Here is a 26,534-nt window from a genome sequence, read left to right as displayed (position 1 = left end):
GTCCGTCCTTTCGCAGCACGCGACTGCGGGCTCGGGTGGCAGAGGGCCCACCGTAGACGGTCGGTGCGCGGACCGCCACCGGTCTGTGACGCGCCCGGTCGTCCGCCGCCGCTCAACGTCCTCGGCGGTGCGGTCGCCAGGCCACGGCGAGCAGGTAGTCGGCCAGGAGCTCGCGCCGGGCGGACGGCAGGCGGTCCGCGTAGGACGGCATGCCGTTGGCGCCCTCGACCAGGCCGGCCAGGATGCCCGCGCGGTCCAGGCGCTCGCTCGTGTCGAAGTCCGGCCCGGAGCCGCCCCGGGCCCCGGCGTCGCGCAGGGCGTGGCAGCGGCCGCACCCGGCCGCGACGTAGAGCCGGCGGCCCGCCGTCAGCCCGCCCACGGGGCCGGCCCCGGCCGGCGCGATCGTGCGCGCCGCCGTCGCGGGGCCGTGGGTCGCACCGCAGCCGCAGGCCGCCACGGCCGCCGCCGCCGCGGCGAGGATCCCGATCGCCCACCGATGGCGCGGCACCGGCCGAGGCTGGCTCAGCGCCGGCGCCGCCGAGGCCACGCGCTCAGACCTCCTGCGCGGCGTGCAGCGTGTTGCTGTCGGCGTCGCGGAAGAAGAACATCCGCGGCGCGCCGGGCGGCGCGATCACGTCGTCGACGTCGACCCCGCGCGCGGCCAGCTCGTCGTGCAGCGCGTCGGCGTCGGGCGTCTTGAAGCTGACGCCGGTCGGGACGCCGACGCGGCCGTCCAGGACGGGCCCGAACGCCACGGCGGTGCGGGCGCCAGGCGGCGCGACCTCGATCCAGCGGTCGCCCTCGCCGAAGGGGATGTCGGCGATGACGTCGAGGCCGAGCTTCTCGGTGTAGAACGCCAGGGCGCGGTCCTGGTCGGCGACCGGGATGATCACGCGGCCGATCTCGGTGATGGAGCTCGTGGTGCTGGGCATGGCCATATCCTCCTGATCCGGGGTCTGTCATGCAGACGGCGCGGGGGCGCCGGACTCATCGGTCAGACGACGCGGATCGTCCCGGGCGTCCCGGCGACGAGGTGCCCGACGACCGGGCCGGGCACCGTGGCCGCGTCGCCCGGGGCCACGGCCACGAGCAGCCCCCCGGAGGTTGTGGCGTCGGTGACCAGCCGGCGCTGCCAGGGGGCGACGCCCTCGGCGAACGTGGCGAAGCCCTCGGCCCATTCGGCGTTGCGGCGGCTGCCGCCCGAGACGCCGACGGCGTCGGCCAGCAGCTCGGCGACGCCCTCGATCGCGGGCACCGCGCGGGCCTCGACCTCGGCGGCCAGTCCGCTCTCGCGGGCGACGTTGTGCAGGTGGCCGAGCAGGCCGAAGCCCGTCACGTCGGTCATCGCGTGGGCGCCCGCGGCCAGCGCGGCGAGCGCGGCGCGGGCGTTGAGCGTGACCATCACGGCGACGGCGGCCTGCACGAGCCCCGGCCCGGCGGCACCGCGCTTGGCCGCCGTGACGATCGCGCCCACGCCGAGCGGCTTGGTCAGCACGAGCGCGTCGCCCTCGCGGCCGCCGGCGTTCGTGAGCATCCGGTCGGGGTGCACGGTGCCCGTGACGGCCAGCCCGTACTTGGGCTCGTCGTCGCGGATGGAGTGGCCGCCGACGATCGACGCGCCAGCCTCGGTGACGACGTCCAGCCCGCCGCGCAGGATGGCCGCCAGCACGTCGCCGCCCTGCTGCTCGAGCGGGAAGGCCACGATGTTCATCGCCGTCAGCGGCGTGCCGCCCATGGCGTACACGTCCGACAGCGCGTTGGCGGCGGCGATCCGCCCGAAGTCGTAGGGGTCGTCGACCAGCGGCGTGAAGAAGTCCAGGGTCTGCACGAGCGCGAGGTCGTCGGAGAGGCGGAAGACCCCGGCATCGTCGCCGGTGGGGGTGCCGACGAGCAGTCGCGCGTCGGTCGCGGCGGGCAGTCCGGCCACGATGGGCAGCAGGTCGGCGGCGGCCAGCTTGCAGCCGCAGCCGGCGCCGCTGGCCAGGCTCGTCAGGGGGGCGGGGGTCGGGAGGGGTGCGGTCATGGCGCGTCCTCGCCGAGCCTACCCGTGTCCAGCGGCGCCCCCGACCTTGCCCCGCGACCCCGTGATCAGCAGGCGTATCAGGCGGACCCGGGCATGGTCGGGCGGGGGGCGCAGGGGATGGGGGAGGGGCAGGTCATCGGCACCGGCTTCTCGGGTCAGGGGCGTCATCGGGCGGCTACCCGTTCCGGGGCTCCCCACACGGCCCGTCCGCGGCCCCGCGCCCGTCGCGGGCGGCCGGGGCCCCGGCGGTAGGGTCGGCCCGTGCGGCCCGCGGACCCCGACCCGATCGCCACGCTCGTGCAGCGCACGTCGGGCATCGTCGGCAGCGCGTTCCTGCGCGCGCTGGTCCGCGAGTATGCCGAGGTCTCCGGTGCGCGGCTGGTCTACGTCGCCGATCACCGCGGCGACCACGCGCGCGTGCTGGCCGAGTGGCGCGACGGCGTGCCGGGCGCCGGCGGCGAGTTCGTCCTGCCCGGCCGCGCGCCGATGGGCCCTGCGTCGGTCTCGGTCATCCTGCGCGACCCCGAGGGCGGCGTCATCGGGCACGTCGGGGTCGAGGGCGGGGTCGACATCCCGTGGACCCGCGACGTCGCGCTGTTCACGCTGCTGACCGAGCGCACGGCCGGCGAGGTGCAGCGCCACCGCCACGTGGCCGCGCTGCGCTCGCGCGAGGAGCAGCTGGCCGCCGCCCGCGCGCGGCTGGTGCACGCGATCGACGAGGAGCGCCGGCGGATCGGGCGCGACATCCACGACGGCGTGCAGCAGCGCGCGGTCGCGGCGACCCACCTGCTCACGCTGGCCGAGCGCCGGCTGCAGGACGCGCCCGACGTCGCGGCCGACCTCATGCGCCGGGCCCGCGAGGAGGTCAAGGAGGCCACGCGGGAGCTGCGTGACCTGTCGCGAGGGCTGCACCCGGTCGGCCTGGCCGACGGGCTCGGCACCGCCCTGGAGATCCTGGCGGCGCGCTCGCCGGTGCCGCTGCACATCGACGCGCTGCCCGACCGCCGTCTGCCCGAGCCCGTCGAGGTGACCATCTTCTTCCTCGTCAGCGAGGCCGTGACCAACGCGGGCAAGCACGCCGGAGCCTCCTGGCTGCGCGTGGAGGTCGCCCACCAGCCCGACACGATCGTCGCCACGGTGGCCGACGACGGCGCCGGCGGCGCCGATCCGGCCCGCGGGACCGGCCTGCGCGGCCTGCAGGACCGCATCGCGACGCTCGGCGGCACGCTGGAGGTCGACAGCCCGCCCGGCGGCGGGACGTGCTCGTGGCCCGCATCCCGCTGGCGCCGTGGCGCTCGGCCCGGGCGCCCTATCTCGAGTACGGCACCCCCGACGACGGTGGGGAGGGCCTGGCGTCGATCGCCGCGATCCTCGAGGGCCGACGCAGCGGCGCGATCTCGCTGGCCCGCGAGTGGGAGCTGGAGGGCGGCGTGCCGGGCATCGGCACGCGCCTGCCCGTGCGCGACCACACGGGCCAGGAGTTCGGGGCGGTCGTCGTGCGCCGGGTCTCCATCATCCCGCTGGGCCAGATCGACGCCGCGACGGTGGCGTCCATCGGTGTCGCCGACACCGTGGAGGCGTTCGCGGCCTGGGCCCGGCGGCGCTGGGGCGACAACCGTGACACGGTCGCGTTCCTGCTCGGCGACCCGGCGTGGCAGCTGACCGAGGACGAGCCGATGGCCGTCCTGTGGTTCACCGTGGAGTGACGGCGCGAGGGTTCGCGCCTCAGAGCTTGCGCGCGCTCATGCGCTGGCAGCTGCGCGGCGCGCCCGAGCTGCGCCGCCGCGTGTGGCCCGACAGGCTTCCCCTCCATGTTCATCATGTACGGGCTCAACGCGAACACCTCGGGCGGCTCGCGCCTCGTCTACCACGAGGCCCAGGCGGCCTATCTCCGACCAGGCCCTCCAGCACGTCGCGGCCGACCGGGCGGCCGCGATCGACGTGCGTCCCGAGGTCGACGCGCGCAGCGGCGCCGCCGTCCAGGCGCGCTTCGCGGGGACGGCCCGGGCGGCGTGCGACTCCTGGTACCGCGACGCGCAGGGGCGCATCGTCGCCAACGGGCCGGACTCCATGCGGGCCCACGTGGACCGCACGCGGCGCCTGGACCCCTCGGACTTCACGCTCGTCGCGCGCTCTCGGAGCCCTAGCCCACCGCGACCTCGCCGGCCAGTGCGAACGGCGCGACGAGCTCGATCCGGTCGCCGCTCCAGAAGCGCCCGGGGTCGTACCAGCTCGCCGGGCGTCGGTCGGGCAGCAGGCCCATGTGCTGGTAGGTGGTCGCCACGAGCTCGGCGCAGTAGACGGTCTCCAGCGAGGAGCCGCGCCGGCGCACGCGGCCGGTCAGCCACTGGCGCGCCAGGCCCGGCGTCGTGGGGAAGGGGCGGCCGTCGAAGCGTGCGATGACCTCCATGAGGCGGTCCTCGTGGCGGCGCTCCAGCGTGCCCAGCAGCTGGCGGGTCCAGGCGCGCTGGCCGTAGCGCTCGCCCCACGTGCGCACGGCGTCGGCGAGCAGGTGCAGCTGCACGCCGCGCTGGCGCTCGCCCGTCCAGACGTCGGGCAGCGTGCGCCCCAGCTCGGCGTGCCACAGCAGCGGCGGCAGGTCGTCGATGGCCACGACCATCCCCACGTGGTTGACCGGGCTGTTCGTGAGGGTCTGGATCGTCCGGTCGGCCAGCGACCGGCCGCGGAAGAGCCAGAGGTCGCCGGTGGCCGCGGTGGCCACTGCGTCGGCGAGGGTGAGGGACGCGTCGGGCATCGCGCCTAACCTACGGGCCGATGCCCGTGCGCTGGAAGCTCGTCGGCCTGGCCGGCCTCGCCGGCGTCGCCGCCACGGGGGCGATCGTCGCCCGCCACCGCCGCGCCCAGCGCGACTACGACCCCGACGAGCTGCGCGACCGCCTGCACCGCCGCCTGGCCGAGGCCGTGCCCGACGGCGCGACCGCCCCGCCCGCCGCGCCCGGCGCCCCGCCGCCGGCCTAGGACCCGGCGGCGGGGCACGCGCATCGCGCCCGCGACGTAGCCGACAGGGCTGAAGGGCACGACGGGGACCAGGCGCAGCGCGACGAGCACCGACCAGCCGCCGCGCTCCAGCAGCGCCTCGGCGGCCACGACGCGCCCGGCGCCGGCCATCCGCAGCACGAGCGGGCGCCGGCGGACGGTCCGGCGAACCGGTCCACCCCAGAGGTCGTTGCGCAGACAACTAGCGCGCTATGCTGTCGGCATGGATCTCGGACTCGCCACCTTCGCCGACCTCGCCTCTGGTGTGAGCCCGCAGCAGCGGATGCAGGAGCTCATCGAGGAGGCCGAGCTCGCCGACCAGCTCCGGCTCGACGTCTTCGCGATCGGCGAGCACCACCGCGAGGACTTCCTCATCTCCTCGCCCGCCGTCGCGCTGGCGGCGGTCGCGATGCGCACGAAGGACATCCGGCTCTCCAGCGCCGTCACCGTGCTGAGCTCGGACGACCCGGTGCGCGTCTTCCAGCAGTTCGCCGAGGTCGACCTGCTCTCGGGTGGGCGGGCGGAGATCATGGCCGGCCGTGGCTCGTTCATCGAGTCCTTCCCGCTCTTCGGCTACGACCTCGACGACTACGACGACCTCTACGCCGAGAAGCTCGACCTGCTCCTGCGCCTGCGCGACAGCACCCACGTCACGTGGTCGGGGCGCCTGCGCGCCCCGCTGCAGGACGCCGGCGTCTGGCCCCGGCCCGTCCAGGAGCGCCTCCCGGTCTGGGTGGCCGTCGGCGGCTCGCCGCAGTCGGTCGTCCGCGCCGGCACGCTCGGGCTGCCGCTGACGATCGCGATCATCGGCGGCCAGTACGAACGCTTCGCGCCGCTCGTCGAGCTCTACCGCGGCGCCGCCCGCGCGGCCGGCCACGATCCCGCGCAGACGCGCGTCGCGATCAACACCCACGCCTTCGTCGGCGAGACGAGCGCGCAGGCCGACGCGGCGTTCGCCGCCCCCTACCTGGCGATGATGAACCGGATCGGGCGCGAGCGCGGCTGGCCGCCGTCGGGCCGCGCCGAGTACGAGGCGCTGCGCTCCCCGCGCGGGGCGCTGGCCGTCGGCGCGGCCGAGCAGGTGGCCGAGAAGATCCTGCACGAGCACGAGGTCTTCGGCCACGACCGCTACATCGGCCAGATGAGCGTCGGCGCGGTCGCCCATCGCGACGTGCTGCGCTCCATCGAGCGCTTCGGGACCGAGGTCGCGCCCGTCGTGCGCGCCGAGGTCGCCCGGCGCGAGGCCGGCGCCGTCCCGGCCGGCTGAGACCGCCGTCGTTCGCGCGCGCCCGGCTCACGCCGGCGGCGTGCGCGGGGCGTAGCGGTGGTGGAGCATGAGGGCGTTGCCGTCGGGGTCCGAGAAGAAGGCCATGTGGCAGACGCCGGTGTCCAGGACGTCGCCGTGGAACGCGACGCCCCGTCCCTCGAGCTGCGCGCGCGCCGCCGCGACGTCGTCGACGTGCAGGGCGACGGGGTTGGGCTGGCGGTGGAACTCCAGGCCCATCCGCTCGGAGTGGATGACGCTGAGCGTCAGGTTGCCGGTCTCGAACTCCGCGAAGCCCCGGTCGGGGACATAGGCCGAGCGCGGCAGGCCGAGCGTCTCGCCGTAGAACGCGACGACCGCGTCGAAGTCCCGGCTGGGCACCGAGACGAAGTCGACGCCGGTGACGAGGGACGGTCCGGTGGGCATCGCGGCCAGCCTACGCCAGGGCGGCGAGGATGGCACGCGCGACGCCGTCGGGCGTCTCCAGCGGCGCGAAGTGCCCGCTGCCGGGCAGGTCGAGCACGGTCACCTCGGCGAAGAACTCGCCGAGGCGGTCGGCCCATTCGCGCGGGAAGATCGGGTCGTGCTCGGGCCACAGGACGGTCGTCGGGACCGCGATGCGGTCGGCGGCCTCGGGGACGGTCTCGCTCAGGCTGGTGGCCACCATGCCCGAGCCGGCGCGGTACCAGCCGATGGAGGCGGTGAACGCGCCGGGCGGCGCGTAGTGGGCGGCCAGCCGGCGCAGCGCGTCCTCGTCGGGCTCCCAGCCCGGCGCCGACCAGTGGTTCCAGAAGTGGCGCAGGTAGGCCAGGACCCCGTCGGCATTGCCGTCCAGCAGGACCTCGGAGAGCGCGATCCGGTGGAAGGACTGGTACCAGAACTCGGGCTGGGACTCCGGGCGCAGGACCCGGTGGCCGGCGCCGGGCAGCGGCGGCGTGACGACCAGGGCGCGGACGCGCCCGGGCGCCGCCCGCGCGACGGCCTGGGCCACGCGGCTGCCGACGTCGTAGCCCGAGAGCACGACGTCCTCGAGCCCCAGCTCGTCCATGAGGCCGAGCACGCTGCGCACCTGGGCCGGCGCGCCGTAGGCCTCCTTGGGGTCGGCGGGGTGCTTGTCGGACTCGCCGAAGCCGCGCAGGTCGGGCACCACCACGTCGGCGGCGCCGGTCAGGAGCGGGACGACCTCGCGGTGGTCCTGGCGGTCGCCGGGCCAGCCGTGCAGGAGCACGACGGGTGGCCCGGACCCCGCACGGTCGTAGGCCAGCCGGAACCCGTCCACCGCTGCGCTGAGAGGCATGGTCAGACCCTAGAGCCCGGCGGCGCGCTCCAGCGTCGCCAGCGCCGCGTGGTAGCCGTCGACGGCGGCGCCCACGGTCGCCGCGCCGGCGCCGGGATCGAGCTCGTGCAGGGCGCGCAACGCGGCCACGTAGGCCCCGAACGCCGCGGCCAGCGGGGGGTCGGCGCGGCCCTGCAGGCCGGCCGCGAGGCGGTCGCCGGTCGCCAAGGCGTCCGTCCACGTGGCGTCGATCTCGTCGGCCAGCGCGAGCGCCGGCGCGTCGCCCGACAGGTCGCGCCGGGCGGCCCGGGCACGACCGGCCTCGGCCGCGACGACCGCCAGCCGCTGCGACAGCGGACGGTCCCCGCCGTCGGCGGCCTCGCGCCGCAGCACGGCCTCGGCCAGGACCCGGCGGGCCGTGTCGTCACCGCCGGAGGGCCGCAGCCGGCCGAGCCGGCGCACGGCGTCCAGCCGCTGCGCCTTCGCCTGGGCGAAGGCGTCCTGCAGTCCCTGCAGCACGTCGCGCACGGCGGCGGGGTCGTGGGCGGTCACGCGTGCGAGGCTATCCGGCGGGCCCGCGCGGCTGGACCGCCGATCCAGGACCTGCGCCGGGCTCCTCGCCCATGCGCCCAGGGTGCGCCGGGGCCGACGTGCCATCCTCGGCGGCCGATGCCCCTCGCGCCCGCCCCGCTCACCCTCGCCGTCGGCTGCGTCTTCGACGTCGACGCGCCGGCGCCGGTGTCGGCGGTGCTGCAGGTCGCGCCCGCTGCGGACCCCGCCCTGGCCGTCCGCAGCGAGCGCTGGGACGGCCCCGACGCCCACCACGCCTACCTCGACGGCTACGGCAACCGCTGCGAGCGGTTCATGGTGCCCGCCGGCCGGTCGCGCATCGCCTACTCGGCCGAGGTCGTGCTCGCCGCACCGCACGACGCGATCGACCCGGCCGCCGCCGAGACGCCGATCATGTACGTCGCCGACGACCACCTGCGCTACGTCATGCCGAGCCGGTTCTGCCTGCCCGACGAGCTGGGGACGGAGGCCTGGGAGCGCTTCGGCGACCTCGCGCCGGGCTGGTCGCGTGTGCAGGCCGTCGTGGACTTCGTCCACGGCCACCTCGAGTTCACGCCCGGCGGGTCCAACCCGTGGACGACCTCCTCCGACGCGCTTCGCGCCGGGCAGGGCGTCTGCCGCGACTTCGCCCACCTGGCCATCGCGTTCTGCCGCGCGCTGAACATCCCGGCCCGCTACGTCTTCGGCTACATCCCGAACATCGGCGTGCCCGAGCCGCCCGAGGCCATGGACTTCGCCGCCTGGTTCGAGGTCCACCTCGACGGTCGCTGGCACACCTTCGACGCCCGCAACAACACGCCGCGCACAGGGCGCGTCGTCGTCGGCCGCGGCCGCGACGCCGTCGACGTGGCGCTCATCACGTCCTTCGGCGCGCTGGGCCTGGAGGGCTTCGAGGTCATCGCCGAGCCGGCCGCGGCCGGCGCCGGCGCGGCGGGCTGACCGCGCGGCCGCCGCGGCTTGCCCGCGGTCCTATCCTGTGGGGTGCAGCACATCGCCCGGGGGCTCTCTTCCCTTCTTCTCTCGATGCGACCTCCCAGAGGGGCAGCGAAGGACGAGCCATGACGAGCCATACCGTCGCCCAGGGCGCACGCAACCGCCACCGCCCGCGCCTGTGCGCGCACTGCGCCGGGCCCATGCCGGGCCAGTCGGACACCTGCCCGCGCTGCGCCACGGTCGCCGACCCGCGCCGCTGGGGCGACCGCGCCGCGCCGGTCTCGGCGCCCGAGGCGCCGCGGGTCCCCGCCTCCGCATGAACGGTGCCGCGCCGTCCGCGGCGCGAGAGCACCCCGCCCGTCGGGCGATCGAGCCGGTCGCGCGGCGCCTGGCGGCGCTCCGGGGGCTGCTCGGGCGCCACCGGCGCCTGACCACGATCACGGGGACGCTGCTGGCGACCGCGGTGCTGGTCGTCGTGCTCGCGGGCCGCCGAGCCGACTTCACCGCGGCGCTCTCGCAGGCCTCGCTCGGCGTGCTCGCCGTCGCCGCCGCGCTGCAGGTCCTCGCGCTGCTGGCCCGCAGCGAGGCATGGCATACGACGATCGAGGCCGCCGGCGGGACCGTGCGCCGGCGCCTGCTCTACCGGGCGTCGAGCATGGGCTACGTCGGCAGCCTGTTCAACACCCAGGTCGGCGTCGCCGCGCGCATCGCGGCGCTGCGGCGCTCGTGCCCGGCCGAGGCCCCGTCGGTGTCGACGCTCGTGGCCGCCGAGGTCCCGATCCTGGCCACGGAGGCCGGGCTGGCGGCGCTGACGTCGTTCACGCTCATCGGCCCGCTCGGGCTGCCGTGGTGGGTGCCGATCATCCTCGTCGCGGTCATGGGCGCGCTGACCGCCGGCCTCGGCCATCTCTCGGGCCGCACCGCGCGGCCGCTGTGGCGCGGGCTGGCGGTGCTGCGCAGCATGCACGGCGGCCGCCGCCTGCTGGCCTTCGTCCTCGTCGCCGTCTTCGCGCAGATCCTGCGCAACTGGCTGCTGCTCAACGCGGTCGGGGTGCCGGCCTCGCTGCTGGACTCCGTCGCGGTGCTCATCGCGATGGTCGTGCTCGGCCAGCTGCCGATCGGGCCCAGCGTGGGCGCGGGCGCCGTCGTGCTCATCCTCGGCCACGACGGCGTGGCCGCCGCGGCCGCGGCGGGCGTCCTGGCGACGGCGACGGGCACCGTCGGCGGCCTGTGCTTCGCGGCCTGGGCGACGGGTGATCGGCTGTGGGTGCGGCTGGTGCCGGCCGGTCGCGAGCGTGCCGTCGCGGCTCAGCGCCCGAGGCGCTGACCCTGCACGTCGGTCATCGCCACCCACAGGGGCGCGGGCCGGCGGTCGTCGGCGACCAGCAGCCACGTCGCCGTGGCCGACGGCGCCTGGTCGGCGACCTCGTCGCAGACCATGGCGATCACCCGTCCCGCAAAGCGCTCCCCGTCCTCGCCCGCCACGCCCTCGACCACGAGGTCGGCGGAGACCCCGACCACCTGCCTCACAGGGTGCCGGGCGGGAAGACGTAGCGCAGCGGCGCGCGGTTGGCCGCGGTCCGGCTCTGGTCGACGCGGGCGCTGTGCAGCCCGCGGCCGGCGCTGACGGCGCCCTGCGCCTCGGGCTCGCCGGCGTTGGCCGTGATCCACGCCAGCACCTCGTTGGCATCGGTGCCCGCGGCGAGCACCGCGGCGCGCTCGATCACCTTGCCGCCCTCGGGGTGGGGTCGCGACAGGCGCCTCACGAGCGTGCGAATCGCCTCGTCATCCATGGGGGGGAGGCTAGTCCTCTGCCGCGGCAAAGCAAGTCCGGGTGCTGCGGCGTCGCGCCGGTGCACTACCCTTGAGTCATGCGACGCACTCTCGACCGGTCCACCGTGCTCAAGGAACTCGACGGCGTCGCGGACAAGCTCGCGGGGTCCAAGCTCACCTCGCCGCAGCGCCTCGACCTCCTGCGCCGCCAGGCCCAGCTCGGCGACCTGCGCGACGCGCTGGCCGACCGCGCCCGCCGCGAGCAGCACGTCTAGCCCGCAGCGACGCGCCTAGGTGACGTGCCTCGGGACGTTCCGAACGTCTGAGGGCTGAAGTTGAGGCATCCGGGCTGAGACAGAGGCTGTGGGTCTTCTCAAGGATCCAACGGCCTCGGAGGTCATCAGCCCGGATGCAGTGCAAGCGTAGGTGGCTGCCCAGCTGGCAGCGTGTCGAGCTGGTTGATTGGTGTCTTGGCGAGGGACTTCCTCGACGCCAGGCAGCGGCCCGTCGGCGGGTGAGCGTGTCGACGGTGCAGTACTGGATCGACCGGTACCGCAACGCCTCAGACGCCGAGCGAGCGTCGGGCGCGTGGGCGCAGGATCGACCCTCGACGCCGCATCGCCAGCCGACGCGGTCCAGCGACGAGCTGCACGACCGTGTCTGCCAGGCGCGGACGCGGACGGGCTGGGGGCCGCGCCTGATCGCCTCCGAGCTCGGCATCGCGCACGCGACGGTCTCGCGCTGTCTGAAGCGGCGCGGCATGTCGCGCCAGCCGCCGGCGCCCCGAGAGGCGGTGCAGCGCTTTGAGTGGCCGTGCCCTGGGGCGTTGATCCAAAACGACGTCAAGCGTTTCGCGCGGTTCTCCTCACCCGGCCATGCCGTCACCGGCAACCGTCACCGCACGGGCGCCGAGAAGCGCCAGCGTGTCGGCTACGAGTTCGCCCACAGCGCGATCGACGACCACAGCCGCCTGGCCTACACCGAGCTGCACCGCGACGAGAAGGCCGCCACCGTCATCGGCTTCACCGAGCGGGCGATCGCGTTCTTCGCTGCGCACGGCATCATCATCGAGCGCTGGCAGACCGACAACGCCTGGACCTACACCCACAACAAGGCGCTGGCCGCCCTGTTTGACAGCCACGGCATCCGGCATCGCACGATCGCGCCCCGCACGCCGCGCCACAACGGCAAGGTCGAGCGCTACCAGCAGACCCTCAAACGCGAATGGGGCCTGGGACAGCGCTACCGCTCAAGCGACGCCAGAGCCGCAGCGCTGCCACACTGGCTGCACCACTACAACAACGAGCGGAACCACAGCTCGCTCGGCAACCGGCCGCCCATCACCCGCGTTCGGAACGACCTGAGGCAGAACACCTAGCGCGCGGTGATGACCAGGCCCTCGGGGCGGGTCATGCTGCGCCGCAGGGCGATGAACGCCGCGGCGCCGAGGATCAGCGGGATCCAGAACAGCACGATGCGGTAGGCGAGCACCGCGGCGGCCGCCGGCGACGCCGCGGCCCCGTAGACGATCAGCGTGCCGATCAGGCCGCCGTCGATGCCGCCGATGCCCCCCGGGATGGGCAGCAGCCCGCCGAGCTGGCCGATGAGGTAGCCGAGCAGGATCACGCTGACGCCGGGCGCCACGCCGACGGCCCGGAACGCCGCCCACAGCGCGAGGTTGTCCCAGGCCCAGTAGCCGATCACGCCGGCCCACAGGGCGGGGTCGCGCCGGTGCAGGAGCACCCCCGCCTCGGCCGTGCCCTGCACGAGCGCGCGACGCGTGGCCGACCACAGGCGGCGGGCGCGCGGCTCGTGGTCGGCGGCGCGCCGGCCCTCCGGCAGGCGCGGGATGAGCGTGACGAGCGCGATGACCAGCGCGGCCAGGCCGGCGGGACCCAGCGTCAGCCAGGTGGGCTGGGCCGGGCCCAGGACCCCGGCGAAGACGAGCACGCCGCCGAGCACGACCGCGGCGAAGTTGATCGAGCTCTTGAGCAGCAGGAACGCCACGGAGCGCCGGGCGATCGTCTCCGGCGACATCCCGGCGCGCGTGAGCACCCAGGCGCCCAGGGCCATGCCGCCCGCGCCCGACGCGGGGATGATCGATCCCGTCCCGACCTCCGACAGCCCGATCTCCAGCGCCGAGCGCCAGCGCATCGTCGAGCAGAACGCCGGCCGGAACATCAACACGTAGGACAAGGCCGAGAAGACCTCGAAGACGATCGTCAGCGCCAGCCATCCGGGCGACGCGCGGCTCAGCAGGTCGCGGACCTCGCCCAGGCCGGGGGCGAGCAGGGCGATGGCGACGAACACCCCGAGCGCCACGACGACCTCGGCCGTGCGCACGGCCAGCCGCCGCAGGTCGAACTCGCCGGGCAGCCCCTCCGACGGGCGCTCGGGTGGCTCGGTCGCGGCGGTGGGGCTGGAGGGCCTCACCCCCCAATGATCACAGGCCGTCCATGGCGGCCTTCAGGCGCAGGCCCCAGCGCGCGGGAGCGCCGCGTGAGAGGGTGGCGCCATGACGCCGTCGCCCACACCGTTCCCATCTCTCCGGCGCGCGCTCGGTGTGCTCGTGGTCGTCCTGGCGGCGTCGCTGGCCGTGGGCGCCGGCGTCGCCGGCGCGGCGACGTTCACCGTGCGCGGCAGCGTCGAGCAGGTCCAGGTCACGGGCGCGACGCCGGGCGCGCGGCTGGGACTCCTGGACCGCCGCGGCCGCCAGGTCGCCGCGCAGCGGGCCGGCCGCCTGGGCGGCGCGGTGTTCCGCGACGTCGCGCCGGGCGCGGGCTACCGCGTGCGCCGCGGCGCGGGCGCCACGGCCCGGCGGTCGGCCGCCTTCACGGTGCTCTCGCGCCGGTCGGCGCCGCTGAGCACCGCGGTGTACCGCCAGAAGGTCCCGGCCGACGGCTACGGCTACCTGACCATGCGCGACGGCACGAAGCTGGCCATCGACGTCCACCTGCCCGCGGCCGGCGGCGCCGGGCCGTTCCCCACGCTGATCGAGTACTCGGGCTACGGCTACGCCAACCCCGACGGCGGCGAGAGCTCGATCGCGCAGGTTGCGACGCTGCTGGGCTACGCGGTCGTCGACGTCAACATGCGCGGCACGGGCTGCTCGGGCGGCGCGTTCGACTACTTCGAGCCGCTGCAGGGCCTCGACGGCTACGACGTGATCGAGACCGTCGCACGCCAGCCGTGGGTGCTGCACCACAAGGTCGGCATGATGGGCATCTCCTACGGCGGCATCAGCCAGCTCTTCGTGGCCGCCACCGACCCGCCGAGCCTGGCGGCGATCACGCCCCTGTCGGTCATCGACGACACGGCGACGACGCTGTACCCGGGCGGGATCCTCAACACGGGCTTCGCGCTGTCCGTGGGCCAAGGACCGCGTGCACGACGCCCGCCCGGCGTCGGCCACCGGCGGCCAAGCCTGGGCGCTGAAGCGGATCCGCCAGGGCGACAGGACCTGCAAGGCCAACCAGGTCCTGCACGCGCAGGCCATCGACCTGCTGGCCAAGACGCGGGCCAACCGCTACTACCGGCCCAAGGTCGCCGATCCGCTGGCGCCGATCACGTTCGTGAGCAAGATCCGCACGCCCGTGTTCCTGGCCTGCCAGTTCACCGACGAGCAGACCGGCGGGCACTGCCCCGACCTCGCCCAGCACTTCACGGGCACCCGGCGCGCGTGGTTCACGTTCACCAACGGCACGCACATCGACTCGCTGGACCCCGCGACGTTCAACCGCTGGTTCGACTTCCTCGAGCTCTACGTGGCGCGGCGTGCGCCCAACCTGCCCGTCGCGACGCGGGCGCTGGCGCCCGTGGTGTTCTCCTCGGCGATGGGCATCCCCGACGTCCAGCTGCCCGACGACCCGATCCAGGCCCAGCCGGACTACGCCTCGGCGCTGAGCGCGTTCGAGGCCCTGCCGCCCGTGCGGATCCTGTTCGACAACGGCGCGGGCGGCGCGGTCCCCGGCGCCCCGTTCGCCGGGTTCGAGCAGTCCTTCGCCGGCTACCCGCTGCCCGGCACGAGGGCCGGCTCGTGGTACCTCGGCGCGGGCGGCACGCTGACGGCCGCGCCGCCCGCGACGGCCGCCGCCGATGCCTACACCTACAACAAGGGCGCGCGGCCGGCCACGAGCTTCATCGGCAACACGTCGGCCGGCCCTGGCGGCCTGTGGACCGCGACCCCGGTCTACCGCTGGCTGCCCAGCCCCGAGGGCACGTCGCTGTCCTACGTCTCCGACCCGCTGGCGGCCGACACGACGGTCGTGGGCGGCGGGGCGCTGGAGGCCTGGATCAAGGCGTCGGTGCCCGACGTCGACCTCCAGGTCGGGATCTCCGAGGTGCGTCCCGACGGCGGGGAGACGTTCGTGCAGAACGGCTGGCTGCGGGCGAGCCGGCGCAAGCTCGACGCGGCGCGCAGCGCGACGCTGACGCCCGTGCTGAGCCTGCGCCGCGCCGACGCCGCGGCACTGCCGAGCGGGCGCTGGAGCCGCGTCACGGTGCCGCTGTACGTCCAGGGCCACGTGTACCGGGCGGGCTCGCGCATCCGCGTGACGGTCTCGGCGCCCTCGGGCGACCAGCCCGTGTGGGCGTTCGGCGACACGGTGCCCCGGGGGCGCGCGACCGTGCGCCTCGCGCACTCGGCCGCGATGCCCTCGCGCCTGGTGCTGCCCGTCGTCGCGGGCGTCACCGTCCCGACGCCGCTGCCGCCCTGCCCGTCGCTGCGCGGCGAGCCCTGCCGCGTCTACGCCCCGACGGCCAACCGTCCGGGCGGGGCGGTCGGCTGACGGTCAGTCGGCCTCGGCGCGGCGCAGGACGAGCAGCCCGACCAGCCGCGAGACCACCATGGCGACGTAGGCCAGCCCGGCGAGCTGCTCGAGCATGACGAGGCTGCGCGCGAACGGCCGGATCGGGACGACGTCGCTGAGGCCCGTGCTCGACAGCGTCGTGAAGCTCAGGAAGAGCAGCTCCATCCAGCTGCGGGGGGAGGACGGGTCGACGGCGGCGGTGAAGCTGTGCGGGTCGACGGCCTGGCAGACCGTGTAGGCGTAGGCGAAGCCCCAGGCCACGAGCGTGAACGTCGCGCCGACGGCGAACAACTCGTCGCGGGTGATGACGTGGTCGGCCAGCATGTAGGCGATGAGGCCGCCCGCGGCGTAGAGGTACAGAACGGCCTCCAGCCCCGAGGACCACGGGATCAGCGCGTCGCTGCCGCCGGCGGCCTCGATGATCAGCAGCACCGTCGCGGGCAGCGCGAGCAGGACGCCGAACCACGTCTGGCCCGGCGAGGAGCGGACCGCGCGCACGACGAGCGCCAGGATCGCGATGCCGAACGCGCTGAAGAGCGCCCGCCCGGCGCCGTGACCCTCCATGAACGGGTACAGGAGCACCCCCGCGAGCTGGGCGGCGAGCAGGACCGCTGAAGGTTCGCGGCGAGCCAACCGGAGCACACCGCCAACCTAGTCCGCGGGCCGGTCGGCAGCCGCCCGGGGTCGCCACGTGGCGGTCCGGTGCGCCATCATCGTGCGATGGAGCCCGAGCCCGCCCCGCGGCGCGCCGCCCCGACCGACCTCGCGCTGGCGGTCGGAGGGCCGCTGGGCGTCGCGGAGTCCTCGCTGCCGGGCGTGGCCTACGTGGCGGGCTACGCGGCCACGGGCTCGGACACGACGGTCGCCGCCGTCATCGCGGTCGCGCTGGCCCTCGTGCTCTCCGTCGTCCGGCTGGTCAAGCGCGAGTCGCCGCGCCACGCGCTGTCGGGCCTGGTCGGCGTCGCGATCGCCGCGTTCGTCGCCGCCCGCAGCGGCCGCGCGGAGAACTTCTTCCTGCCCGGCCTGCTGGCCAACGCGGGCTACGCCGCGCTGCTGCTGGGCTCGATCGCGGTGCGCCGCCCGCTCGTCGGGGTCGTCGTCGCCCAGCTCGACGGCGAGGGCCGCGGCTGGCGCGAGGACCCGCCGCGGGCGCGGGCGTTCACCCGCGCGACGTGGATGTGGGCGGCGCTGTTCGGGGTCCGGCTGCTCGTCCAGCTGCCGCTCTACCTGGCCGGCGCCGTCGTCCTGCTCGGCGTCGCCAAGACCGCGATGGGCCTGCCGCTGTTCGCCCTCGGTCTGTGGCTGACGTGGCGCCTGGTGCGCCGCGTCCCGGCCACGGCGCCGGCCGTGGCCGAGTCCTAGCCCGTGCGCGCGGTGGTGGTGGACGCCTTCGGCGCGCCGCCGTCGGTGCGCGAGGTGCCCGACCCCGAGCCGCCGCCCGGCGGGGCGCTCGTCGAGGTCCGGGCCACCGGGCTGTGCCGCAGCGACTGGCACGGCTGGATGGGCCACGACCCGGCGATCCGGCTGCCCCACATCCCGGGCCACGAGTTCGCCGGGGTCGTCGTGGCCGTCGGCGCCGGCGTCCGTGACGTGGCGCCCGGCGACCGGGTGACCGCGCCGTTCTGCTGCGGCTGCGGGCGCTGCGAGCCGTGCCGGCAGGGGCACACCCAGCTCTGCGACGTCGACCACCAGCCCGGCTTCAGCGCGCCGGGCACGTTCGCGCGCCTCGTCGCGATCCCCGTCGCCGACCTCAACGTCGTCGCGCTGCCCGACGACGTCGCGTTCGCCGACGTGGCGGCGCTGGGCTGCCGGTTCATGACCGCCCACGCTGCCGTCACGGTGCGCGGGCGGGTCGCCGCCGGCGAGTGGGTCGCCGTCCACGGCTGCGGCGGCGTCGGGCTCTCGGCCGTCATGCTCGCCACCGCGCTCGGGGCCGGCGTCGTGGCCGCCGACGTCGACCCGCGCGCCCTGGAGCTGGCCCGCGGGCTCGGCGCCGTCCACCTGCTCGATGCGCGCGACGGCGACGTCGCCGACCGGGTGCGCGAGCTCACCGGCGGCGGCGCGCACGCGTCGATCGACGCCGTGGGCAGCGCCGCCACGTGCGCGGCCTCCGTGCTCGGCCTGCGCAAGCGCGGGCGCCATCTGCAGGTCGGGCTGCTCACGGGCGCCGAGGCCGCGCCGCCCGTGCCGATGGCGGCGGTCATCGCCCGCGAGCTGGAGGTGCTCGGCGTGCACGGCATGGCCGTGGACCGCTACCCCGAGCTCCTGGCGCTCGTGGCCTCCGGGGCGGTGGCCCCGGGCCGGCTCGTGCGCCGGCGCATCGGGCTCGACGCGGCGCCGGCGGCGCTGGCGGCGATGGGCACCGCCGAGGCCGCCGCGGGCATCACGGTGATCGACGGCCCCTGACCGCCGTGGCGCCCACGACGGCGATCCCGGTCAGCTGCGCGGCGAGCACGAGCACCCACACGCCCACCCAGCCCCAGGCCTCCCAGGCCAGGCCCGGGACGTAGCCGCCCAGCGCGCCGGCGACGTAGTACACCGAGAAGTACAGCGCCGAGGCGATCCCCCGGTCGCGGTCGGTCGAGGCCGCCACGCCGAGCTGGGCGGCGGTCACGCAGCAGAAGTTGCCCAGGGCGACGAGCGCCAGCCCGGCGACGACCACCGCCAGGACGGGCACCAGCGAGATCGTGATCCCGGTGGCCGCCAGGCCCAGGGCGCCCCCGGCGACCGCCCGCCAGCCGACGTGCCCGGCCAGCCGGCCCGCCGCCGGGCCCGCGGCGCCCATGATCCACAGCCCGAAGACGAGGCCGATCTGCGCGGCCGACAGCCCGAACGGCGCGCGCTCCAGGCGGAAGTCCAGGTAGGAGAACACGCCGAGGAACGAGCCGAACGACGCGCTGCCCGCGACGGTCGCCGCGATGAGCGCGCGGTTGCCCAGCAGGCGGCGCAGCGTCGCGCCCGACAGGCCCGAGCTGCGGGGCAGGTCGGGCTCGGGCGGCAGCGAGCGGCGCATGACGACGGTGGCCAGCAGGGGGAGGGCGGCCACGGCGCCCAGCGCGACCCGCCAGCCCACGAGCGCCGTGGCCAGCGCGACCCCGACGCGTCCGACGAAGCCGCCGACGACCAGCGAGGAGACGTAGTAGCCCATCGCCCGGGTGCCGATCCGGGCGGTGAACGCCTCGGTGACGTAGGGCACGCCGACCGTCAGCAGGCCCGGCATGCACAGGCCCTGCAGGACGCGGGCGGCGAGCAGGAGCCCGAACGTCGGGGCCACGGCGACCAGCAGCGAGGGCACGACGAGCAGCGCGCTGGCCAGCACGAGCGACGCGCGGCGCCCGATGCGATCCGACAGCGGACCCCACAGCCATGCACCCGCGGCCAGCGCCCCGATGACGACCGATACCGTCAGGCCCGCCTGCGACGGCGAGACGCCGAAGTCGCGCCCCAGCTGGGGCAGGATCGCCTGCGTGGAGTACATCGCCGTGAACATCGCGGCGGCGCCGAGCAGGAACGGCCCCATGCCGCCCAGGACCGCGGGGCGGCCCGCAGCCCCGGCCACCGGCCTCAGGCCTCGAGCACGGCCGAGGCCTCCAGCCACGCCGTCTCGAGCTCGTCGCGCCGGGCGTGCAGCTCGGCCAGCTCGGCCGTGAGGCCGCGCAGGCGCTCGTGGTCGGTCGCGCCTTCGGCCATCGCCTCGTGCAGCGCGGCCTCGCGCTCCGCGCTGCGCTCCAGCTCGCGCTCCAGGCGCGCCAGCTCCTTGCGCGCGGTGCGCAGGACGGCGCCGGCCGGGCGCGCGGGCGCCGAGCCCGCGGGCGTCCCGCCGGCCGCGGCGGCGGCGGCCGCGGCGCGCGCGTGGGCCTCGTGGCGCAGCTGAACGTATTGGTCGACGCCGCCGGGCAGGTGGCGGATGCGCCCATCGTCGTCCAGCGCGTGCACGTCGTCGCAGACGCGCTCGAGGAACCAGCGGTCGTGGCTGACGACCACGAGCGTGCCGGGCCAGCCGTCCAGGAGGTCCTCCAGCGCGGTGAGCGTGTCGATGTCGAGGTCGTTGGTGGGCTCGTCGAGCAGCAGGACGTTGGGCTCGTCCATGAGCAGGCGCATGAGCTGCAGGCGCCGGCGCTCGCCGCCGGAGAGGTCGCGCACGAGCGTGCGGGCGCGCTCGCCGCGGAAGCCGAAGCGCTCGCAGAGCAGGCCCGCGGTGATCTCCTGGCCGTCGCCGAGCGTCGCCCGGCCGCGCACCTGCTCGAGAGCCTCCAGCACGCGGAGGTGGCCGGGGACCTCGGCGGTGTCCTGGGAGAGGTGGGCCAGGCGGACGGTCGCGCCGCGGGTGACCTCGCCCGCGCTGGGCTGCACCTCGCCGGCCAGCACGCGCACGAGCGTGGTCTTGCCCGAGCCGTTGACGCCGACGAGCGCGACGCGGTCGCCCGGGCCCAGGCGCCAGGTGACGCGGTGCAGGACCTCGCGGCCGCCGTAGGCGACCGACACGTCCTCGGCGTCGAGGACCTTGTCGCCCAGGCGCGCGGTGGCGAAGCGCAGCAGCTCGACGCGGTCGCGCACCTCGGGCTCGTCGGCGATGAGCGCGTTGGCGGCCTCGATGCGGAACTTGGGCTTGGCGGTGCGGGCCGGCGGGCCGCGGCGCAGCCAGGCCAGCTCCTTGCGCAGGAGCTGGCGGCGGCGGTCGTCGCGCGCCGCCTCCTGGCGCTCGCGCTCCGCGCGGGCCAGGACGTAGGCGGCGTACCCGCCCTCGTACTGGTGCACGGCGCCGTCGGCGACCTCCCACGTCGCGGTGCACACGGCGTCCAGGAACCAGCGGTCGTGGGTGACCACGAGCATCGTCCCGCGCCGCCGCGCCAGGTGGTGGGCCAGCCAGTCGATGCCCTCGATGTCGAGGTGGTTGGTCGGCTCGTCGAGCAGCAGCAGCTCGGGCCCGTCGAGCAGCAGGTGGGCCAGCGCGATGCGGCGCCGCTCGCCGCCCGACAGCGGAGCGATCGGCGTGTCCAGGCCCTGCGGGAAGCGGCGCAGGTCCACGCCGCCGAGCAGGCCGTCGAGGACCTCGCGGAAGCGCGGGTCGCCGGCCCACTCGTGGTCGGCGCGGCCGCCGACGAGCTCCTGGCGGATCGTGCGGTGCTCGTCGAGCTCGTCGCCCTGGCGCAGGAGCGCGAGGTCCAGGTCGCCCGAGCGCGTGACGGCGCCGGCGTCGGGTGCCTCGGCACCCGAGATCAGGCGCAGCAGCGTCGACTTGCCGTCGCCGTTGCGCCCGACGATGCCGATGCGGTCGCCCGCCGAGACCCCGAGCGTGACGCCGCGCAGCACCGAGCGGCTCCCGTAGCCCTTGTCGACGTCCTTGAGGTTGACGAGGTTGCGGGGGCGGGCGCCATCGCAACCCATCCTGCCGGACAGGCCGGGTGTGCGATGTCCGGCCTAGACTCCTGTGGATGGGCCTGGAACGTGGGATCGAGGGCGCCGAGCCGATCCGCCCGGAGGCGGTCGGCCTGCACGAGCGTCATCGCGCGGTGCGCTCATGGCGCATGGCGACGGGCACGCTGGCCTGTCCGTCCTGCGACGCGCCCGTCAGCCCCGGAGCGGGCGTGCTGTCGCCCACGGCGCCGCTGGCCTGCCCGTTCTGCCACCACGCCGCGGCGACGCGCGACTTCCTGTCGCTGGCGTCGCCCTCGCGCCCGGCCCGGGTCGCGGTGCACGTGGTTCAGCGCAGCCCGCGCCCGGCCGTCCGCGGGCCCCTGGACGGCTAGGCGCACGCTCCTCGACGGCCACCTCGTCGTGCCGACCGTCGCGTTCGACGACGGCCACCGTGCCCCCGGCCGTCACACGGTCGGCACCGCGGGCGTGCGTGCGGGCACCTCCTGCACGGGGCGGACGTCGACGGCCACCACCTTGTACTCCGGGCAGGAGGTGTTGATGTCCGCCGACCCGCCCACGAGCAGGTTGGTGCGCACCTCGGGGAAGTGGAAGGCGGTGAACACGTGGCCGGCCTCGATCCGGTCGGTGACCCGCGCCGCCAACTCGATGCGACCGAACGCGCTGCGGACCGACACCAAAGCGCCGTCGGAGATCCAGAGACGCGCGGCGTCGTCGGGGTGGATCTCGAGGACGTCGTGGTCCATGAGGTCGAGGTTGCCGGTGCGCCGGGTCATCGTGCCGGCGTTGTAGTGCTCCAGGCGCCTGCCGGTGACCAGCACGAGCGGGAACTGCTCGCTGGCCTCGCTGCCCGGAGGCTTGTAGGGCAGCGCGGCGAACTGCGCCTTGCCGCCGGGCAGCTCGAAGTGGTCCTGGTAGAGGATCGGCGAATCGGTGCCGTCGGCAGCCACGGGCCACTGCAGGCCGCCTCGGCCGATGCGCTCGTAGGTGACGCCGGCCCAGTGCGGCGTCAGCGCCGCGACTTCACGCATGGCGTCCTCGGGGGTCTCGAAGCCCATGTCGTGACCCATCGCCCTGGAGACCGTGGTGATGATCTCGAAGTCGGTCTTGGCACCGCCGGGCGGGGTGATGGCGGGGGCGACGAGTTGGATGCGGCGTTCGGCGTTGGTGAACGTGCCCTCCTTCTCGAGGAAGGCCGAGGCGGGCAGGATCACATCGGCGTACTTCGTCGTCTCGGTCTCGAAGATCTCTTGGCAGACCAGGAACTCCAGTGACTGCAGCGCGTGGATCACATGCGTGGTGTCGGGGTCGGTCTGGGCGACGTCCTCGCCGAAGATCCACATCGCCCTGAGGTCGCCGGCGACGGCCGCGTCGAACATCTGCGGGATCGTGTAGCCGTTCTCGCGCCTCATCGTCACCCCCCAGCGCTCCTCGAAGCGCCGAGCGACCTCCTCGTCCTGCACCGACTGGTAGGCCGTGAACGTGTCGGGCAGGGCCCCCATGTCCGACGACCCCTGGACGTTGTTCTGGCCGCGCATCGGAAGTAGGGCGGAGCCGCGGCGACCCAGCTTGCCGCACATCAGCGCGAGGTTGCAGATGAGCCGGACGACCTCTGAGCCGTACTTGTGCTCCGTGACCCCGAGCCCCCAGAGGATCGACGCCTCGCCGGCCTCCCCGTAGATGTGGGCCGCGGCCTCGAGGTCGGCGGCCGGCACACCGCTGATGCGCTCCACGTCGGCCGGCGTGTAGTCGGCGATGAGCGCTCGCACCGCGTCGTAGCCCTCCGTGCGCGCGGCGAGGAACTCGTGATCGACCAGTCCGTCGCGCGCGACGACGTGGGCGAGACCGAGCATGACCGCGGCGTTGGTGCCCGGTCGCGGGCTGAGGTGCAGGACGGCGTAGCCGGAGAGCTCGATCCGGCGCGGGTCGATCGTCACGAGCTGCATGCCGCGGAGGGCGGCCTGCTTGATGCGCGCCCCGGCCACCGGGTGGCTCTCGGTGGCGTTGGCGCCGAGCAGGATGGCCGCGTCCGCGGCCTCGATGTCGTCGAAGCCGCCGGTGGCACCCGACAGGCCGAGCGACTTGCGCAGCCCGAATGAGGTGGGGGAGTGACACACCCGCGAGCAGTTGTCGATGTTGTGCGTGCCGATCGCCGCGCGCATGAACCGCTGCATGGCGTAGCAGTCCTCGTTGGTGGCTCGCGACGACGCCAGGCCGGCGATCGCGTCCGGGCCGTGCTGCGCCTTGATGCGGGTCAACTCGGAGACGATGCGGCCGAGCGCTTCCTCCCAGGTGGCGATGCGCAGCGCACCGCCCTCGCGGATGAGCGGTGTGGTCAGCCGGTTGCGATGGCGCGAGAACTGGTGAGCGAAGCGGCCCTTCAGGCAGGTGTGTCCCTTGTTGGCGGGGCCGTCGAGCGCCGGGCTGATGGAGGCGATCTTGCCACCGCGGGCATGGGCCTCCAGGCGGCAGCCGACGCCGCAGTAGCCGCAGGTCGTGGTGACGGTGGAGTCAAAGCGGTCGGTGGACATGGTCAGTTCTCGGGTTCGGGTTCGAGCATGGACAGCAACACGACCTCGTCGATCGCGTCGGTGGGACAGGTGTCGGCGCAGGCGCCGCACGCCACGCAGGCCGAGAGACGGAAGCCTTCGTCCAGGCCGGCGGCGACGTTGGCCTGGAAGCCGCGTCCGGCGGCGGTGAGGGCGAAGGTTCCCTGGACCTCGTCGCAGGCGCGCACGCAGCGTCCGCACGAGATGCACAGCTCGTGGCGGAAGGCGAGGTAGGGATGGTCGTCCTCGTGACGGGTGGGGTGCACGGCGCCGGTCCAGCGCGGCGCGCCGAGGCGGAAGTGGCGGGCCACGGTCGCGAGCTCGGTGTGCTCGGCGGGCGCGTGGGGGAGCTCGGACAGCACGAGCTCGACGACGTTGGCGGCGATGCGCCGCGCCCGCTCGTCCTGGGTGTCGACGACCATGCCGTCTCGTACCGGAGTGGTGCAGGCGGCGACCGGTCCAGGCGCGCCCTCGACGGCGACCAGGCAGACGCGGCACGCCCCGAACGGTGCCTGGCGGTCATCGAAGCACAGCGTCGGCACGTGGCGCTGCACCGAGCGCGCCGCCTCGAGCACCGTGGCACCGACGCCGACGGTGGTCTCGATGCCATCGACGGTCAGGGTGATCATGCGAGGCCCAGCTCGTGCGGGAAGTGCGCCAGGAGGCTGCGGATGGGAGCCGGCATGCCGCTGCCGTGGGCGCAGAGGCTCGCGACCTCCAGGGTCTCCAGCAGCTCGTCCAGCAGCGCCCGGTCGACCGGCTTGCCGTCGGCGAACATCTCGTGCGCCCGACGTAGGCCGATGCGGCACGGGAAGCACGTGCCACAGCTCTCCGCGGCACCGAAGTGCAGCAGGTGGCGCGCGAGCGCACGCATGCTCGTGGTGTCGTCGAAGGCGACGATGCTGCCGTGGCCGACCATGCAGCCCTCGGCGGCGAGCTCGGCGAAGTCGAACCTGGTGTCGAGCCTCGAGGCGGGCAGGATGCCGGCCAGCGGGCCGCCGATCTGCAGCGCCTTGATCTCGCGACCGTCGCGCAGGCCGCCGGCGACGTCCTCGCACAAGTCGCGCACCGTCATGCCGAACGGCACCTCGTAGACCCCGGGGCGCACGAAGCGTTCGTTGAAGCAGACCAGCTTGCTGCCCGGCGTCGCGCCCGGGCTGAGCGCGCGGTAGGCGTCGGCGCCGTGCTCGGCGATGAAGGGCACGTTGCACAGCGTCTCGACGTTGTTGACGACGGTGGGCCGTCCGAAGAGCCCGCGTTCGGCCGGAAACGGCGGCCGCGCCGAGACGGTTCCGCGCAGTCCCTGCAGGCAGGCGAGCAGCGCCGTCTCCTCGCCGACGACGTAGGAGCCGGCGCCTTCGACGATCGTCACGTGGAACGAGAACCCGCTCCCGAGGATGTCCTCGCCGAGCACCCCCTCGGCGCAGGCCCGCGTCGCCGCAGCCTCGAGCGCGGGCTTGGACCGCGGGTACTCGCTGCGGGTCACGACGAACCCATGGGATGCGCCGACCGCGTAGCCGGCGAGCGCCAGGCCTTCGAGCAGCAGCTGCGGGTTGGACTCCATCAGGACCTTGTCGATGTAGGAGCCCGGGTCGCCCTCATCGCCGTTGGCGACGATGTACTTCTGCTCACCTGCGGCGGCGCGCGCGAACTGCCACTTCGTCCCGGCGGGGAAGCCGGCGCCGCCGCGGCCCCGAAGCTCGGCCGCCTTGACCTCCTCCAGCAGCGATTCCGGCGTCGCGTCGCTCAGGGCGATCCGCAGGCCCTCCCAGGTGCCGGGTGCGGTGAGCACCGGCTCGGCGAGCAGACTCGTCGGCGCAGGCTCCTCGGCCTGCCGCGTCGCACCGGCCAGCACGCGCTCGACGACGCCGACGCCCGCGTCGATCAGGTCGCCGTCGCGAACGGCGGGCGACGCGTGGCAGAAGCCCAGACACACGGTCTCGGCCAGCGATACGCCGCCGTCGGGGCTGCGCTCACCGACCGCGAGGCCGAGGCCGTCGCGCAGCGCCTCGACGTGGGCGTCGCCGGTCGCGGCGAAGCACGCGGTGCCGGTGCAGACCCGCACGTGGCGCCTGCCGCGTGGCTGGAGCAGGTCCTCATAGAACGTCGAGATCCCATAGACCGTCGCCTCGGGCATGCCGGAGCGCTCCGCCACGTCTCGGAGGTCGTCGTCGGTGAGCACGCCACGAGCGTCCATCGCAGCCTTGAGAAGCGCCAGCGCGCTCGGAATCCCCTGCTCGTGCCGGCGGCGAATCTGCTCGACCAGATTGCGAGACATACGTGACCTGATGGTGACGACGCGCGTCGCGGCGCGCCAAGCAACGCGATGGATCCAGCGATAACCACCAACTATGATCGGCGGGTGCTCCTGCGCCAACTCGAGTACCTCGCCGCGCTCGATCGCGAGCGCCACTTCGGCCGTGCATCGCAGGCGTGCCACGTCTCGCAACCGGCATTGTCCGCCGCTCTGCGCCGGTTGGAGGACGAGCTCGGCGTGATGCTCGTGCGACGCGGCCGGCGCTTCGAGGGCTTCACCCATGAGGGTGAGCGGGTGCTCGTGTGGGCGCGCCGTGCGCTGGCCGGCGCCGAAGGGCTCACCGAGGAGGTCCAGCGCCTGCGCGGCGGCCTGGAGGGAACGCTGCGCCTCGGAGCGATTCCGACCTCGCTCCCGGCGTCCGTCCACGTCACCTCCCGCCTTCGTCGCCGGCACCCGCGCATGCGCATCGAGATCCGGTCGATGTCCTCACGTGAGATCGCGGCCGGGCTCCGGGCGGGCGAGCTCGACGCCGGCCTGACCTACCTCGACGACGATCCGCTGACCGATGTCGACACGCTCGAGCTCTGGCATGAGCGCCTCCTCCTCGTCTGCGCCGGCGAGAGCACCGCGGGGGCGACGACCACCTGGGCCGCTGCCGCAGAGCTCCCGCTCTGTCTCTTGACCCCCGACATGCAGCACCGCCGGATC

The 26,534-nt window shown here is 75.0% G+C and carries 28 protein-coding genes and 3 pseudogenes; 14 read left to right on the top strand and 17 right to left on the bottom strand.

Going from position 1 to position 26,534, the window contains the following annotated elements; translation table 11 throughout:
* Window positions 1-112: 112 nt before the first annotated feature.
* The 3 genes from FSW04_RS18260 to selD all read right to left on the bottom strand — a co-directional run bounded on the left by FSW04_RS18260 (window position 113) and on the right by selD (window position 2,023).
* Window positions 113-508, bottom strand: a complete 396-nt coding sequence (locus FSW04_RS18260) for a c-type cytochrome (protein WP_187368900.1) — start codon at window positions 506-508, stop codon at window positions 113-115.
* A 43-nt stretch (window positions 509-551) separates the two neighbouring features.
* Complete coding sequence (locus FSW04_RS18255) at window positions 552-932, bottom strand: VOC family protein (RefSeq protein ID WP_146921690.1); 381 nt, start codon at window positions 930-932, stop codon at window positions 552-554.
* Window positions 933-994: 62 nt separating this feature from the next.
* A complete protein-coding gene (gene selD / locus FSW04_RS18250) occupies window positions 995-2,023 on the bottom strand; it encodes a selenide, water dikinase SelD (protein WP_146921689.1) in 1,029 nt (342 codons plus the stop codon).
* Window positions 2,024-2,284: 261 nt separating this feature from the next.
* On the opposite strand from selD, the gene FSW04_RS18245 reads away from it, so the two are divergent.
* A complete protein-coding gene (locus FSW04_RS18245; RefSeq protein ID WP_146921688.1) occupies window positions 2,285-3,685 on the top strand; it encodes a sensor histidine kinase in 1,401 nt (466 codons plus the stop codon).
* A 481-nt stretch (window positions 3,686-4,166) separates the two neighbouring features.
* On the opposite strand, the gene FSW04_RS18240 is transcribed toward FSW04_RS18245, so the two are convergent.
* Window positions 4,167-4,778 carry a hypothetical protein gene (locus FSW04_RS18240; RefSeq protein ID WP_146921687.1) on the bottom strand — a complete coding sequence of 204 codons (612 nt, stop codon included), beginning with the start codon at window positions 4,776-4,778 and terminating at the stop codon, window positions 4,167-4,169.
* A gap of 20 nt (window positions 4,779-4,798) precedes the next feature.
* Here FSW04_RS18240 and FSW04_RS27330 point away from each other — a divergent pair, with 20 nt between their 5' ends.
* Window positions 4,799-5,002, top strand: coding sequence for a hypothetical protein (locus tag FSW04_RS27330; protein ID WP_228430554.1), 204 nt, complete (start codon window positions 4,799-4,801; stop codon window positions 5,000-5,002).
* Between the two features lie 63 nt (window positions 5,003-5,065).
* Here FSW04_RS27330 and FSW04_RS28635 read toward each other — a convergent pair.
* Window positions 5,066-5,152: pseudogene (locus tag FSW04_RS28635) on the bottom strand (hypothetical protein); the annotation flags it as partial.
* 91 nt (window positions 5,153-5,243) lie between these two features.
* On the opposite strand from FSW04_RS28635, the gene FSW04_RS18225 reads away from it, so the two are divergent.
* Window positions 5,244-6,287: an Atu2307/SP_0267 family LLM class monooxygenase gene (locus tag FSW04_RS18225; protein ID WP_146921686.1), complete on the top strand. Its 1,044-nt coding sequence runs from the start codon at window positions 5,244-5,246 to the stop codon at window positions 6,285-6,287.
* A 27-nt stretch (window positions 6,288-6,314) separates the two neighbouring features.
* Here the strand turns inward: FSW04_RS18225 and FSW04_RS18220 are convergent, their stop codons facing one another.
* From FSW04_RS18220 to FSW04_RS18210, 3 genes are read right to left on the bottom strand one after another with little or no spacing between them, the layout of a single operon-like run.
* The gene (locus FSW04_RS18220) at window positions 6,315-6,710 is read right to left on the bottom strand and encodes a VOC family protein (protein WP_146921685.1); all 396 of its coding nucleotides are present in this window, start codon (window positions 6,708-6,710) and stop codon (window positions 6,315-6,317) included.
* 10 nt (window positions 6,711-6,720) lie between these two features.
* Window positions 6,721-7,581 (bottom strand): alpha/beta fold hydrolase, encoded by an 861-nt coding sequence (locus FSW04_RS18215; protein ID WP_146921684.1) that lies wholly within the window; start codon window positions 7,579-7,581, stop codon window positions 6,721-6,723.
* Between the two features lie 9 nt (window positions 7,582-7,590).
* A complete protein-coding gene (locus FSW04_RS18210; RefSeq protein WP_146921683.1) occupies window positions 7,591-8,112 on the bottom strand; it encodes a hypothetical protein in 522 nt (173 codons plus the stop codon).
* 117 nt (window positions 8,113-8,229) lie between these two features.
* Here FSW04_RS18210 and FSW04_RS18205 point away from each other — a divergent pair, with 117 nt between their 5' ends.
* From FSW04_RS18205 to FSW04_RS18195, 3 genes are all read left to right on the top strand, one after another.
* A complete protein-coding gene (locus tag FSW04_RS18205) occupies window positions 8,230-9,069 on the top strand; it encodes a transglutaminase-like domain-containing protein (RefSeq protein ID WP_146921682.1) in 840 nt (279 codons plus the stop codon).
* 119 nt (window positions 9,070-9,188) lie between these two features.
* On the top strand, window positions 9,189-9,383 hold the full coding sequence (locus FSW04_RS18200) for a hypothetical protein (protein ID WP_146921681.1): 195 nt from the start codon (window positions 9,189-9,191) through the stop codon (window positions 9,381-9,383).
* Window positions 9,380-10,390, top strand: coding sequence for a lysylphosphatidylglycerol synthase domain-containing protein (locus FSW04_RS18195; protein WP_146921680.1), 1,011 nt, complete (start codon window positions 9,380-9,382; stop codon window positions 10,388-10,390). Before FSW04_RS18200 ends, FSW04_RS18195 begins: the two co-directional genes overlap by 4 nt.
* Here FSW04_RS18195 and FSW04_RS18190 read toward each other — a convergent pair.
* Together FSW04_RS18190 and FSW04_RS18185 are read right to left on the bottom strand one after the other, a co-directional pair.
* Window positions 10,372-10,593: a hypothetical protein gene (locus FSW04_RS18190; RefSeq protein ID WP_146921679.1), complete on the bottom strand. Its 222-nt coding sequence runs from the start codon at window positions 10,591-10,593 to the stop codon at window positions 10,372-10,374. The genes FSW04_RS18195 and FSW04_RS18190 overlap by 19 nt on opposite strands.
* Window positions 10,590-10,856 carry a hypothetical protein gene (locus tag FSW04_RS18185; RefSeq protein WP_146921678.1) on the bottom strand — a complete coding sequence of 89 codons (267 nt, stop codon included), beginning with the start codon at window positions 10,854-10,856 and terminating at the stop codon, window positions 10,590-10,592. The genes FSW04_RS18190 and FSW04_RS18185 overlap by 4 nt, the downstream gene beginning before the upstream one ends.
* A 78-nt stretch (window positions 10,857-10,934) precedes the next feature.
* Here FSW04_RS18185 and FSW04_RS26265 point away from each other — a divergent pair, with 78 nt between their 5' ends.
* Together FSW04_RS26265 and FSW04_RS18180 are read left to right on the top strand one after the other, a co-directional pair.
* Window positions 10,935-11,111, top strand: a complete 177-nt coding sequence (locus tag FSW04_RS26265) for a hypothetical protein (RefSeq protein ID WP_187368898.1) — start codon at window positions 10,935-10,937, stop codon at window positions 11,109-11,111.
* Between the two features lie 134 nt (window positions 11,112-11,245).
* Window positions 11,246-12,214 (top strand): IS481 family transposase, encoded by a 969-nt coding sequence (locus tag FSW04_RS18180; protein ID WP_146915331.1) that lies wholly within the window; start codon window positions 11,246-11,248, stop codon window positions 12,212-12,214.
* Here FSW04_RS18180 and FSW04_RS18175 read toward each other — a convergent pair.
* Window positions 12,211-13,269 (bottom strand): flippase-like domain-containing protein, encoded by a 1,059-nt coding sequence (locus FSW04_RS18175; protein WP_146921677.1) that lies wholly within the window; start codon window positions 13,267-13,269, stop codon window positions 12,211-12,213. The genes FSW04_RS18180 and FSW04_RS18175 overlap by 4 nt on opposite strands.
* Before the next feature lie 82 nt (window positions 13,270-13,351).
* Here FSW04_RS18175 and FSW04_RS28630 point away from each other — a divergent pair.
* Both FSW04_RS28630 and FSW04_RS18165 read left to right on the top strand, forming a co-directional pair.
* Window positions 13,352-14,137, top strand: a pseudogene (locus FSW04_RS28630) (CocE/NonD family hydrolase); the annotation flags it as partial.
* An 82-nt stretch (window positions 14,138-14,219) separates the two neighbouring features.
* Window positions 14,220-15,623 carry a CocE/NonD family hydrolase C-terminal non-catalytic domain-containing protein gene (locus FSW04_RS18165; RefSeq protein ID WP_146921676.1) on the top strand — a complete coding sequence of 468 codons (1,404 nt, stop codon included), beginning with the start codon at window positions 14,220-14,222 and terminating at the stop codon, window positions 15,621-15,623.
* Between the two features lie 3 nt (window positions 15,624-15,626).
* Here the strand turns inward: FSW04_RS18165 and FSW04_RS18160 are convergent, their stop codons facing one another.
* Complete coding sequence (locus FSW04_RS18160; RefSeq protein ID WP_146921675.1) at window positions 15,627-16,286, bottom strand: potassium channel family protein; 660 nt, start codon at window positions 16,284-16,286, stop codon at window positions 15,627-15,629.
* A gap of 78 nt (window positions 16,287-16,364) precedes the next feature.
* On the opposite strand from FSW04_RS18160, the gene FSW04_RS18155 reads away from it, so the two are divergent.
* A complete protein-coding gene (locus FSW04_RS18155; protein ID WP_146921674.1) occupies window positions 16,365-17,006 on the top strand; it encodes a DUF3159 domain-containing protein in 642 nt (213 codons plus the stop codon).
* 3 nt (window positions 17,007-17,009) lie between these two features.
* Entirely contained in the window at window positions 17,010-18,050 is a 1,041-nt protein-coding gene (locus FSW04_RS18150; protein WP_146921673.1) for an alcohol dehydrogenase catalytic domain-containing protein, read from the top strand.
* On the opposite strand, the gene FSW04_RS18145 is transcribed toward FSW04_RS18150, so the two are convergent.
* Both FSW04_RS18145 and FSW04_RS18140 read right to left on the bottom strand, forming a co-directional pair.
* Window positions 18,028-19,203, bottom strand: coding sequence for an MFS transporter (locus tag FSW04_RS18145; RefSeq protein ID WP_146921672.1), 1,176 nt, complete (start codon window positions 19,201-19,203; stop codon window positions 18,028-18,030). The genes FSW04_RS18150 and FSW04_RS18145 overlap by 23 nt on opposite strands.
* A gap of 5 nt (window positions 19,204-19,208) precedes the next feature.
* Window positions 19,209-21,032 carry an ABC-F family ATP-binding cassette domain-containing protein gene (locus FSW04_RS18140; RefSeq protein WP_146921671.1) on the bottom strand — a complete coding sequence of 608 codons (1,824 nt, stop codon included), beginning with the start codon at window positions 21,030-21,032 and terminating at the stop codon, window positions 19,209-19,211.
* 47 nt (window positions 21,033-21,079) lie between these two features.
* On the opposite strand from FSW04_RS18140, the gene FSW04_RS18135 reads away from it, so the two are divergent.
* Window positions 21,080-21,394 carry a hypothetical protein gene (locus FSW04_RS18135; RefSeq protein WP_146921670.1) on the top strand — a complete coding sequence of 105 codons (315 nt, stop codon included), beginning with the start codon at window positions 21,080-21,082 and terminating at the stop codon, window positions 21,392-21,394.
* A gap of 72 nt (window positions 21,395-21,466) precedes the next feature.
* Here FSW04_RS18135 and fdhF read toward each other — a convergent pair whose 3' ends face one another.
* Genes fdhF through FSW04_RS18125 form a run of 3 tightly spaced genes read right to left on the bottom strand, consistent with a single transcriptional unit; the run spans window position 21,467 to window position 25,766 of the window.
* Window positions 21,467-23,551 (bottom strand): formate dehydrogenase subunit alpha, encoded by a 2,085-nt coding sequence (gene fdhF / locus FSW04_RS18130; protein WP_228430552.1) that lies wholly within the window; start codon window positions 23,549-23,551, stop codon window positions 21,467-21,469.
* A 2-nt stretch (window positions 23,552-23,553) separates the two neighbouring features.
* Window positions 23,554-24,198, bottom strand: coding sequence for a 2Fe-2S iron-sulfur cluster-binding protein (locus FSW04_RS27320; RefSeq protein WP_228430551.1), 645 nt, complete (start codon window positions 24,196-24,198; stop codon window positions 23,554-23,556).
* Window positions 24,195-25,766, bottom strand: coding sequence for an NAD(P)H-dependent oxidoreductase subunit E (locus tag FSW04_RS18125; RefSeq protein WP_407652997.1), 1,572 nt, complete (start codon window positions 25,764-25,766; stop codon window positions 24,195-24,197). The genes FSW04_RS27320 and FSW04_RS18125 overlap by 4 nt, the downstream gene beginning before the upstream one ends.
* Before the next feature lie 129 nt (window positions 25,767-25,895).
* On the opposite strand from FSW04_RS18125, the pseudogene FSW04_RS28625 reads away from it, so the two are divergent.
* A pseudogene (locus FSW04_RS28625) lies at window positions 25,896-26,522 on the top strand (LysR family transcriptional regulator); the annotation flags it as partial.
* Window positions 26,523-26,534 lie beyond the last annotated feature (12 nt).

Source organism: Baekduia soli (genome assembly GCF_007970665.1).
Lineage (GTDB): Bacteria > Actinomycetota > Thermoleophilia > Solirubrobacterales > Solirubrobacteraceae > Baekduia > Baekduia soli.
The sequence above is the reverse complement of the archived record's forward strand: the minus strand, read 5'-3'. Positions and strand labels throughout refer to the sequence as shown.